Annotated in this window: 10 protein-coding genes and 1 pseudogene; 5 read left to right on the forward strand and 6 right to left on the reverse strand. The window is 36.3% G+C overall.

Features of this window, described 5'->3' with window-relative positions; translation table 11 throughout:
• Positions 1-91: 91 nt before the first annotated feature.
• From ACIQVU_RS19685 to ACIQVU_RS19695, 3 genes and pseudogenes are all read right to left on the reverse strand, one after another.
• Positions 92-817, reverse strand: a pseudogene (locus ACIQVU_RS19685) (type IV pilus twitching motility protein PilT); the annotation flags it as partial.
• An 11-nt stretch (positions 818-828) separates the two neighbouring features.
• On the reverse strand, positions 829-2499 hold the full coding sequence (locus tag ACIQVU_RS19690) for a GspE/PulE family protein (RefSeq protein WP_340804902.1): 1671 nt from the start codon (positions 2497-2499) through the stop codon (positions 829-831).
• A 17-nt stretch (positions 2500-2516) separates the two neighbouring features.
• Positions 2517-3848: a G5 domain-containing protein gene (locus ACIQVU_RS19695; RefSeq protein ID WP_340804900.1), complete on the reverse strand. Its 1332-nt coding sequence runs from the start codon at positions 3846-3848 to the stop codon at positions 2517-2519.
• Between the two features lie 361 nt (positions 3849-4209).
• On the opposite strand from ACIQVU_RS19695, the gene ACIQVU_RS19700 reads away from it, so the two are divergent.
• From ACIQVU_RS19700 to ACIQVU_RS19710, 3 genes are read left to right on the forward strand one after another with little or no spacing between them, the layout of a single operon-like run.
• Positions 4210-4623, forward strand: coding sequence for a type IV pilus modification PilV family protein (locus ACIQVU_RS19700; RefSeq protein WP_402896924.1), 414 nt, complete (start codon positions 4210-4212; stop codon positions 4621-4623).
• Between the two features lie 7 nt (positions 4624-4630).
• On the forward strand, positions 4631-5056 hold the full coding sequence (locus ACIQVU_RS19705) for a PulJ/GspJ family protein (protein WP_402896926.1): 426 nt from the start codon (positions 4631-4633) through the stop codon (positions 5054-5056).
• 16 nt (positions 5057-5072) lie between these two features.
• Entirely contained in the window at positions 5073-6749 is a 1677-nt protein-coding gene (locus ACIQVU_RS19710) for a DUF7305 domain-containing protein (RefSeq protein WP_340804896.1), read from the forward strand.
• Between the two features lie 127 nt (positions 6750-6876).
• On the opposite strand, the gene ACIQVU_RS19715 is transcribed toward ACIQVU_RS19710, so the two are convergent.
• Together ACIQVU_RS19715 and ACIQVU_RS19720 are read right to left on the reverse strand one after the other, a co-directional pair.
• Positions 6877-9003: a DUF2339 domain-containing protein gene (locus ACIQVU_RS19715; protein WP_340804895.1), complete on the reverse strand. Its 2127-nt coding sequence runs from the start codon at positions 9001-9003 to the stop codon at positions 6877-6879.
• Positions 9004-9084: 81 nt separating this feature from the next.
• Positions 9085-9336 (reverse strand): phage holin, encoded by a 252-nt coding sequence (locus tag ACIQVU_RS19720; protein ID WP_340804893.1) that lies wholly within the window; start codon positions 9334-9336, stop codon positions 9085-9087.
• 267 nt (positions 9337-9603) lie between these two features.
• On the opposite strand from ACIQVU_RS19720, the gene ACIQVU_RS19725 reads away from it, so the two are divergent.
• Positions 9604-9975, forward strand: coding sequence for a GntR family transcriptional regulator (locus ACIQVU_RS19725; RefSeq protein ID WP_340804892.1), 372 nt, complete (start codon positions 9604-9606; stop codon positions 9973-9975).
• A gap of 3 nt (positions 9976-9978) precedes the next feature.
• Positions 9979-10164, forward strand: a complete 186-nt coding sequence (locus tag ACIQVU_RS19730) for a P-loop NTPase family protein (RefSeq protein ID WP_340804891.1) — start codon at positions 9979-9981, stop codon at positions 10162-10164.
• On the opposite strand, the gene ACIQVU_RS19735 is transcribed toward ACIQVU_RS19730, so the two are convergent.
• Positions 10136-11665, reverse strand: coding sequence for a recombinase family protein (locus ACIQVU_RS19735; protein ID WP_402896929.1), 1530 nt, complete (start codon positions 11663-11665; stop codon positions 10136-10138). The two genes, ACIQVU_RS19730 and ACIQVU_RS19735, sit on opposite strands and share 29 nt — an antisense overlap.
• Positions 11666-11773: the final 108 nt, after the last annotated feature.

Raw genomic sequence — 11773 nt, forward strand, 5'->3', positions numbered from 1 at the left:
CGTAGTAGCTTCGGCAAGGCGGGACTCGTTGAACAGGGAATTTAACCTTATAATTACAATTCATTTTTTAAGAATTTATAAAGTTTTAACATCGGTCAATAGTTGTTGGTGCACTACTTGTATGAAGCGTTGCCATGACTAAATGCCCTGTTTCAGCAGCCGTAATCGCTGTTGAAATTGTTTCATAATCACGCATTTCCCCCACTAAAATAATATCGGGGTCTTGTCGTAAAGATGCACGTAAACCATTGGCAAAGCTCATTGTATCAACGCCAATCTCACGCTGATTAACAATTGACTTTTTATGTGTATGCAAATACTCAATCGGGTCTTCTAATGTAATAATATGTTTCGACCTTGTTTCATTGATATAATCAATCATTGCTGCAAGTGTTGTAGATTTACCAGAACCAGTAGGGCCTGTTACTAAAATAAGTCCTTGTGGCTTTTCTGCAAGTCGATATAGCACTTGTGGCATGTTTAATGCCTCAATAGAAGGAATTTTTGCTTCGATTAAACGAGCTGCTATGGTTACTTCATTGCGCTGATGATAGGCATTGACACGAAAGCGACATTTCCCAGGCAATGAAAAGTTAAAATCTGTTTCGCCCTTTTCTTCAAATTCCTGCTGCTTATGCACAGGGAGAATCACCTTGACCATATCCTTTAAGTCCTCTGTTTCCAGTGGCACTGTGCCATATTGCTGTAGCTGCCCATGGATACGATAGACAGGCGGAATGCCTTTTGTTAAATGCAAATCTGATGCTTTTTCCTCAAATGCATATGTTAATAATTCAACAATTGAATATGCTGTCATTTCCATCACCCCTAGTCTACACTTGCAACACGTAAAATTTCTGCTGTTGTTGTTTGACCATCCACAACCTTTAATAGTCCATCTATTAATAATGTGTGATAGCCCTGCTCTTTCATATAATCACGCAAAGCCATATCTCCTACACGACTTAAAATCATATCCTTTACTTGTCGGTCAACAGGAAGAATTTCATGGATTGCCATACGCCCTCGGTAGCCCGTATGGTTACAGGCAGGACAGCCTCGCCCTTTTTTCCCATGTGTCACACCTTCAATACCATTTTCCTCTAATATTTCAAGCTCACGTGATGTAAATGTATATAGCTCTGCACAATCACGGCAAACTTTACGCACAAGACGCTGTGCCATAATCCCAACAAGTGAGGAGGATAATAAAAATGGTTCAATCCCCATATCATGTAACCTTGAAATAGATTCTACTGCACTATTTGTATGCAATGTACTTAATACTAAATGACCTGTTAATGATGCACGAATCGCAATCTGTGCTGTTTCAAGATCACGAATTTCCCCTACCATTACTATATCGGGGTCTTGCCGTAAAATAGAACGCAAGCCTACTGCAAAGGTTAAACCAACCTCTTCTTTTACTTGAATCTGGTTAATACCATCTAACTGGTATTCCACAGGGTCCTCAACTGTAATAATATTCACGCCCTCCTCATTTAGATGAGAAAGCGCTGCATACAATGTGGAGGATTTCCCTGACCCTGTTGGACCCGTAATTAGCATAATGCCGTTAGGATGGGCAATCATTTTTCTAAAAAGTGCCTCATTTTTGTCACTAAAGCCAAGTTTATCAATATCATTAGCCGCATTTGTTAAATCTAAAATTCGCATAACTACTTTTTCTCCATAAACAGTTGGCAATGTAGCTAAACGAATATCGACAGGTCTAAAATTAACCGTTGTTTTAATACGTCCATCTTGTGGAATTCGATTTTCGGTAATATTGAGATTACCCATAATTTTAATACGTGCCAGCACCACATTTTGCATATGCTTTGGCAATGAGCGTTCAGTACGAAGCACACCATCTACACGATAACGCACACGCAGCTCAGTTTCCTGTGGATCAAAATGAATATCACTTGCGCGCTGTGCAACACCATTTGCAATAATTTGGTTCACAAGCCGAACAATTGGAGAATCCTCATTTTCCATTTCCTCTTGTGTTTCAGTGCTTGTAGCTGCTATATCCAACATTGCAGCATCCATCGATTCCTGCAAATCATAATATTTCGTAATGGTGCGATATAAATCATCCTTGGCTGCAATACTTGTTTCAATTTGACAGCCTGTTGCCATACGAACTTCTTCAATGGCAAAATAATCCATAGGATCTTCCATCGCAATAAATAATTTATTTTTTTCCTTGCGAATCGGCATAATATTTGTACGTTTAGCAAGCTCCGCTGGAATTAATTGCAATAACTCAGGGCTAATGGAAAATTGATTTAAGCTAATATGTGGAATCCCAAGCTGAAATTCCAATACTTCAATTAACTGCTGCTCCGTTAAGAAGTTTTCCTTAATAAGAAAATCGCCCAATTTCTCATCTTTCATTTTCGTCGCTAGTGCATAGTCTAGCTGCTCAGCTGTAATAACGCCCGCTTCTACAAGTAAATCCCCTAAACGTTTGCGCCCTGGCTTCATTGCCATCCTATTACCTCCAATCGTTATGGACCTGTTTGTACGAAATTACCACCCTTATCATAATAGCCATAGACAATTTCAGGGCCATCCTGTGATGAAGACTCCTCTGGTGTAGAAGACTCTACATCAGGTAAGCCATTGCCATCTAAATCTATGTCTAAATCAGGGTCTGAGGCATTTGTACCAGCATTTTGTGTTGGTGCTGTTACTGTAACAGGCTCCTTTGATGAACGTGTCACAATACGGTTTTGAGGCGCATAGTAATCTCTACTAACAAACTGATCCTCTGTTGCACCATCCTGTACAATCGAACGATAGACCTCAACTCGCGCTCCCTCTTTGCCCTCTTGTTCAACACGTTCTTGCCCTGCTTGTAATTCATCTGAATAACGATAAATTACACGTGGCTTTACAATTTTGTCCTTGCTAACACGTACCGTAATATCCTTATCTTTGACTGCTGCAAAAATTTCTATTTTTAATTGATTTCCCTCAATGGTTGCTTTTAATTTACCAAGCTGCTCAGAGCGATTCATAAATTGCAGGTCTTTCGCTAAAGCAGCATTTATATCTGCCTCTATCCCTTGCTGTAAATAAGAGGGACTTTCTTGCTGAGAATGTCGCTCTAAAATTTCATAGTCTGTTTGAAGAAGTACACTATAGAGCGTAGACGCTATAAAATCTAAGCCAGCATCATTGACAGCACCCACCTGCTCTCCTAACAGTGTCAGTAAGGAGGTTGCCTGATTTGGTACAAGTGTCACATCATTCAATAATGGAATAACCTTTGCAATGCCTTTTTCCGTACTTGGTAAATCTGCAACCTGAAAGGCTATTCTTTCCCCTGTTTGCATCACTGCATCATTTATAGCCGCCTCAACCTCATGCTCTTTTAAATAACCCGCCTGCATTGTTAATTGCTGAAGTGTTTTATCAATATCCCAAACACCTACTTGCTCGATTTGCTGAATAGCAGCAGCATCAATTGTTACAGGAATCGGAATATGTACAACCTTTTCCTTTTGCCAAAATGCATACCAAGGCTTTTTTGTTAAATTTTCATATTGTGCAATTGCTGCAGCTACATCAAAAGTAAAGTGACTAGGATTAATGACCTGCGATATATCAGCACCGCTAATAGTTATTTCAGCCTGTTGCCAATCTAAAACAGCTTGTTCTAGTATTGTTACTAAATCTGAACGATTATCAGCCTCGATTTTTATACCACCAATTGTCGAACTTTTCACATCATTTTTGGCAAAAACTGTATCATTTAACACAAATGATGGAATTAAAATTCCTACGATTATAACAATTGCTAAAAATGAGCTAATTATTTTTATGTAAGTTTTCATTCACATCATCCTTTTATTGAACTTTTCGCATTGTGAGTATATACAAATAATACTACAACTATAGTATTTTGACACTACCAAAAATGCAACTTTATTCCGATTTTAATTAGCTAACCCATATAAAAATTCGAAAATAATTCATTAATTAGTTATAAAGAACTATACACAACCTTAAATTTCACTCGATACATACTTGGAATTTGTTATAATGTCCTTAATAGTTATTTTTATCTATTCTTCACCAATGAGTGGTCACCTTTGTAGAGCACTGGAATAGGAAGAAATATTTATAATTAATTGTAATAAGATAAATAAATCGAAATAAACCCATTTTTATTTTTAAAAATATTAGGAGGGACTTATGAAAAAAAATAACCTTGTCCAGCAAGAGCATGGTCTTACCTTAATTGAAGTTATTGCCTCTATTCTGTTAATCTCTATTATACTTTTAAGTTTTATGAGCATGTTTTTACAATCGAGTAAAACAACGGCAACCTCCGATGATATTGTAAATGCTACCTATCTTGCCCAAAAGGAAATGGAAAGTATTTATAAATATCGAAATAACCCTATAGAAACAGTTTTAGAAGGTCCGTTAAATTATCATAAAGAATCTACTAGTGAGAATATTTGGGTAAAACAAGTCGATGCCGTACACATTTATGTAACATTAAAAGACCCTGACAACTTAGGCTTAACACCTATTATTATAGAAGTAAAAGAAGATACAAGTGTCAAAAGTAAAATAGAAAATAGATATAAATTAGGAGGCTGATAAAAAAATGCGAAAAAAACAGCAGCAAGGCTTTACCTTAGTCGAAACATTGGCCCTCGTCGTTATTATCAGCATTATCTCAGTTCTTCTATTTAGTATATTAAGCTCCAGCACATCAACACAGCAAAAACAAACTACAAAAAACAAAAATTTACAGGATACTTCCTATGTACTTAAATTAATTACCAAGGATTTTCGAAAAGCAACGAAATTTGATGATGCTACTGATACATTTACTACTAGCGACGGACAACAAACATATACCCTTTCTAACAATACAATTACCCGAAATGGGGAGATTATTGCAAATAATATTAAAGAATTTAAACTAGAGGCTAAAAAAGATACTCCTGTTGTTCTAACCATAAAAATTGTAAATACATCTGATAAAGAAATAAATGCAGAATTAACTTCACGTAGTATCAAAAATTAAATGTGGGAGGAGTTTTATGAAAAACAATAAAATAGTAGTATTAAAAAATGACAATGGCTATACTTTTCTACTTGTTTTTTTTACCATTATTTTAATATCGGTATTAGGTTTAAGTATTTTAAAAGTTTCAAGTAATACTTTAAAAACCTCTGATCATGAACGAGATGATCAGTCTGTTTACTATATTGCAGAGGCTGGATTAAATTATGGGCGTGAACACTTTAAGACTGCTAAAGATTTAGCAAAAGAAAAATATGACGAACAAAAACGGCTTTATGAGCAAAAGCTAATTCCTGATCCACCAGACCTTGAAGCTTTTTTAAAAACCGAATTAGTTAACTTAGGATACCCTATACAAGCAGCAGATGTAGGAATAGAAATAGCGTTAGATGACTCAAGATTTGAAAATTTTGAAACACCTACATTTGATGACCAATTTGGGCATACACCTAAAGTAAATATATTCATTACTTTAAACAATGCAACCAGCCTTCAATATACAATTAAGTCGACTGGTGAGTTCGAAGGCACATCTATACAAAGAACCTTACAGCAAAATGTAACAGCAGTATTAGAAGTCACTTCAGAAGGATCGAATGATGGTACTACTGGGGGATCAAGTGATGGTACTACTGGAGGATCGGGTGGTGGCTCGACTAGTGACGGTCATTTTATTCCAAATGAATATACGGTACAAACAAAGGGCAATATTATTGTGAATGCGGGAGGTACTATTAATGGCAATGTGGCAAGTGCTGGTGGAACGATTACACTAAAAGGTGGAGCCTCTATAAATGGAACTATAGGTACTTCTCCAGATAAATTTAATGTCGATAATGATGGTCTTAATAAATATAAAGATCAAGTCACGGACAGTAAGGATTTTCCATCTGGCAACGTACTTGCACCTTTTCCAGATGATCGAATGAATACTCTCTCTCAATTAAGTTACCCTCCTAATCAAGAGGCAGCAGCGGATCCATGGAATAAAACAAATGTTATTAATAATGGTAATTTCCAAGCAATTAATTATATAACAAATAATTACACACTTAATTTAACTGGTGATACACATTTTAAAGAATTTAAAGTTGATCAAAATAATACCATTACTATCAATGTGGGTGATACCGATAAAGACCTCTATATTGAAGACCTAAATATTTTACAAGGGCATATTAAAATTATTGGTACAGGAAAGCTCAATATTTACGTCAAAGACTCGCTCAATATTAAAGGCTCCTTTAATAATGGCGGCGACGTTAGTCAAATCAACTTTTTATATAGTGGCACTAAACCGGTAACGATTTTAGGTGAAACACAGATTAATGGCTCACTTTATGCAAAAGAAGCAGATTTAACATTTACAAGCGGTGTTGGTGTAAAGGGTAATGTCTACTCTGGTGGAGATAATATTACATTTAATGGTGGCTTTAATTCAGAGGGACAGCATATTATTGCACCGAATGCTGACGTGAAGGTAGTGGCAGGTGCACATATTAAAGGAGCGATCGTTGCAGATACGATTCTTGTGGATGGTGGTGCTTCTATTACATTCAGTGAAAGCAATGCTTCAAAAGGAAATAGCGGAACTGGTAGTGGTGGCGGTACAGGTAATGGTAATCCGCCAAATACATCTCCGCCTCAGCCTGATGATATAAATATCACAGAAGATATTATACTAGAAATATAAAATAGCCGAAAGCTGTTGAAAAGGTTTCTTTCATTAGCAGCATAAAAGCCAAAGCGCTAGTTAAATCAACGCCTTGGCATTTTTTATTTGTATGGTTACCTTCTACTGATAACCATATCCCCTTACTTTATTCCTTCTTCCGCAGCAGCCTACCTGATAACAGCATCCCAATACCACCGATTGTGATAAATAGGATGGCTCTAATTAATAAATCAAGGGCGGATAGGTCGAAGAAGATTAGTTTGATAAATGCTACGACTAAAATAAGAAAGCCTGTTGTACGTAATGCTTTGAACTGATGGGTTGAGCTAAGCCAAAGAGCAATGCTAGCTGTTAGGAATAATGTCAGTGTTGTAAAGGCAATGCTTACTTTCCAATCCAGCATATTATTGTACGTAAATTGTTGTACAAATCCTAAAACGGATATCATCGTTAGTATAATGCCTGATGTGACAATGGCATCTACATATTTCTCGATATGCTTTTCGTATAAGCGATAAATATAGCCTTTGACAATAATGTCCACAATAATTGCTACAATTACGGCAAGGTAAATGATTCTTGTTCCAAGATTTAAGCTTTCCATCATTGCTGGCCTTGTGCCGACCATAATCGCAAATAATAAGAAAAATGCGCCAAGCACTGGTGTTAAGGCACGCCCTTTATAGTGCTCCTGTACAAATAGTGACACTGTAAATAACACTGCTAATGCGATACACATCATATATGGAACATTATCCATGCTAACAATATAAGCTGTATCTAGCTTGCTAATATAGGCTAAGAAGTAGCCTACTGTGATAACAGCTAAAATATCAATGACATATAAATCTTTCATAACCTTTTCAAATGGCGATAATACCTCTTTTGGACGTCTTGCATATACATAAATCACAGCAAGATATACAATTGGCATTACTAGGCTTAAATGATCAATGCTAAAGAACGGCATTGGTTCATGGAAGATAAAGTTAAGCACCAACGTTATCATAAAACTACCCGAACTTACAACCTTCATCATACTTGCCCGTAAGCGTAAGCTCATCATGACACCTGCAAAGGTAATAAGTGGGTAAAGTAAGTCTTCTACATTATTTGGTATATTCATAATTAAGAGTGCATTACATAAAATAACAAATGCAAGCGTAATCGCACTATCAAATACTTCCTGCCACTTTTGTCGGTAACTGTATGCAGCCACAGCAGCTAATAAGCCTATAAAGATAAATAATAACCATTCCCCTACATTAAGAGAAGGGATTATCAAATTCATTAATAACAAACTAAATGTACTCAATGTAAAATAACAGCCAATATGGAGTGGCTTCCATTTAGATTGTGCATTATATAAAAGACACCAGCTTGCATAAAAGATTGCCAAAATAGCAAGTAGACCTAGTGCAAATACAAGTCGTTGCTCGTAGTTCATAAATGCAACAACACTTACAGCAACAACAGAGAAAAATGTTGCAACATAAAGTGCCAGCTTTTGCTTATGCTGATAAATGACTATTTGCAGCATCGCAAATAGCACGATAACAAAGGTTGAAATAATAACAGCATTAAAGTCCATATATTCTAGTAAATATGGTAATAATAAAGATGTAAATGCAACAAATATAGTAAGTGCTTCGTTTTTCTTAAAATAACTAATAGCAATTCCATAGCCAATATAAACAAACGTAATACCAAGAGCTGGTGTTAAAGCGATCATGTTATATAAAATAGCGCTAGCTGCTGTTGTTAAAATACCAACAATAAATGCCCCACCATATAATGAAATCGTAATGGCAGATGAGCCTGCTTTTTTACGCTCCAGCCCATAGGCTATTGCTGCTAGCCCTACCGATAATGCATAGGCGAGGATGATTTTTACGCCATTCGATAAATAACCATAATCACTAACAAGCTTTAATCCCCAAAGCACCCCCATTACTAAAATAACCATAAAGACCTTTGGAAGTGCCCACATAACACGTTCCTCCATCGTTGGCTGTGGTTGCACCTCTTTTTCTGGCACTTTCGCTGACTTTGGCTTTGGTGTAAGTGCTGGTTTATTGATTGGTTCTCTTAGTGGCTTTGGTGGTGTTGGTTTTGGTACTACTGGTCTTGCCTGCTCAATCATTGATTGTCTGGCATTAAGCGTGTTTATTTTCTCAGAGCCTTGCGTATGTTTTAAGTGCTGTAATTCCTGGCGTAAATCCGCCATCTCCTCTTCAAGCTTAGCAATTCTTCGCTCCAATTCAAGGGACATGCAATCACCCTCCCTACTCTATCAATTTTTTAACATTATAACATATATATCAAAATTGTAAAATTACACTTTTAGTTTATTTTATCTTGGTCTTCGATACATTAAAGCTCGTTCACTATCACTTGTGCCTTTTGTTGTTGGGTCTACAACTACGCCTAGTAGCACAAGAATGGATAAAATTGTATTGAAAATAGAGGAAATTTGGTCACCCATTGCATTTGTTAATTCAAAGCCAAAAATAGCCGCTACCTGCTGTGCTAGTAACAGTAATAGTGAAAATAGCCCCAGTAAAAATGGTATATGTTGAAGACGAACCTTCCAGTTAATTCTCATAAAAGCTCACCTCCCCCCTTTACTGTCAGTATATGCACAGCACTTTTATCGCATATATGCAAACATGGAGCTACTATCCTCTCATGTAATATTGTTGATAATATTTTGCGATGGGAAAAGTTTCTATCCGTGCTACTCTTTAAGATTCTATAACCATTTTTTATCGTAAAGAAACATCACCTACATATAGCTGCTTCGTTAAATATTTGATTGACAAAAAAGCTTAACGTTATATGGTTAGTTACACATGCAATTAACCAATGAACAGTGAGGTGCATTGCGATTCATTCTTTTAATAATGAGAAGCCTATTTTCCAACAAATTCGTGAAAGGGTTGAGAATGCTATTTTAGATGGACAGTTACAGCCTGAGGATCGCCTTCCCTCCACAAATGAATTTGCTAAGGAATACCAGATTAACCCTGCTACTGCTGGGAAAGGTGTGAATGAGTTAGTGGATAAAGGTCTTATTTATAAAAAAAGAGGTGTTGGTATGTTTGTACATCCAGATGCAAAAAATATTTTAATTGCTAAGCGCAAAGAAAATTTCTTGCAACAGCATATTGAGCTATTAAAAAAGGAGGCTCGGCGATTAGGTATTTCCGATGAAGAATTACAAAAAATGCTACAGGGGGGATAATACGTGAAAATTGAAGTAAAAAATATTGTGAAATCTTATAAACATAAAACCGTTTTAAAAAATATGACATTTACAATAGAAGGTCCAAAGATTATTAAATTTTTAGGTCATAATGGAGCATATATAGAAGAATTTAAGGGGAAAGAACCAAGTCAGCGAATCACATCACTTGGTTTTTCATTGTCATGAATGGCTTCTTGTTTTGTTGAATAAATTCCAACATATGCTGATGCTGGTCTGCAAAATTAAATTGAATCGTCATTTCTTTGTTCTCATGAATATAAATCGTATCAATCAGCTCAACTAATAAACCTCGGTCAAGTGCTTGAATATTTTTATGCTTTAAAAATGTTTGGAGATAGGAATGGTTCACACCAATGCCTTTTTGAACAGTCGCCATTTCTGTTTCGAGGTTGGCAATCACCTGTGTCACTTCATTCATTTTCTGCTCAAATTTAGCTTTCATCCATGAATATTCAGCTTTTGTAATATCTCCAGTTTTCCAATCCATATATAGATTATCTGTGACGGCTGTTATTTTTTCTAGCTCTTGTTGTTTTACCTTGTATAGCTGTTCTAATTGTTTTGATTTTGTCCGAACAATAGGCTGTTTATTAATTTCTTGAACGATGATGGTCATATCATCCACAAGCACTATTTGTGTTTGTATCGCTCGTAATACAACTTCTGTGATGTCCTCTACATTCATGCTATGAAGTGTGCATTTTCCTTTATGTTTAATCGCATAGGTAGAACAAACATAATAAGCATATTCTTTCAATCCTGTTTTTCTTTGGTGTCGCTTTATTTTCCTTGTCATGCCCATTCCGCAGTCTGGACAATGAAGGAAGCCAGAGAAAAGATGGACGTTTTTTTCATCTGGTGTGGTACGGGTATCACGTTTTTGTAAACTTTGGGCTTTTTTAAATAAAGATTTTTTAATAATTGGTTCATGTGTGTTTTCCACCACAAACCATTCTTCTTCTGGTGGTGTAATTTTATCATGAATTTTATAGCTAACCACTCGCTGTTGACCCTGTACCATTGTACCAATATACATTTCATTGGTTAAGATACGATGGATTGTCCCTAAAGCCCACATGCCATCATTCTTAGTATCATTGGGTGTACGGTGATTAAACCCTTTTTGTCGTTTATACTGAGATGGTATTGGAACACCTAATTCGTTTAAATGTTTCACAAGCCCTGCTTTACTCATGCCATCATAGACAAACCAATGGTAAATGTTGTGGACAACTTGTGCGGCTTCTTCATCAATAATAAGATGATTTTTATTTTCAGGGTTCTTTTTATAGCCGTAAGGAGCGAATGAGCCGATAAATTCACCATTTCGTCGTTTTGTATTAAGAGTACGACGAACATCGTTTGATATACGAGCAGCATAACGGTCATTCAATAGTCCTGTCATTGGCACTTCTAATCCCTGTATGACCTCTGGATTTATATAGGTGTCAATAGCTGGGTCGCCTATGCTAATAAAGTGCACATTGTAGAGAGGGAATATTCTTTCTAAAAAATAGCCTTGGTCAGAATAATTCCGAAAAGCTCTCGCAAGCGTCTTACAAATAATACAGTCCACTTTGCCTGTTTCAATATCTCGTATCATCCGTTGAAAATCTATTCGTTCATAGTCGGTTGTACCAGATTGTCCATCATCCTGAAATATCATATATTCACAAAACTATGGTTCTTCACCAAAAGCCGTGGGTGACAAAATCAGTGACCTATTTCTAAACGTAAACGAAGAAATAAACGGTTTTCATTTCGATAGCCAAAA

Origin of the sequence: Lysinibacillus sp. NPDC098008, from assembly GCF_044760715.1 — a bacterium.
Taxonomy (GTDB): domain Bacteria; phylum Bacillota; class Bacilli; order Bacillales_A; family Planococcaceae; genus Lysinibacillus.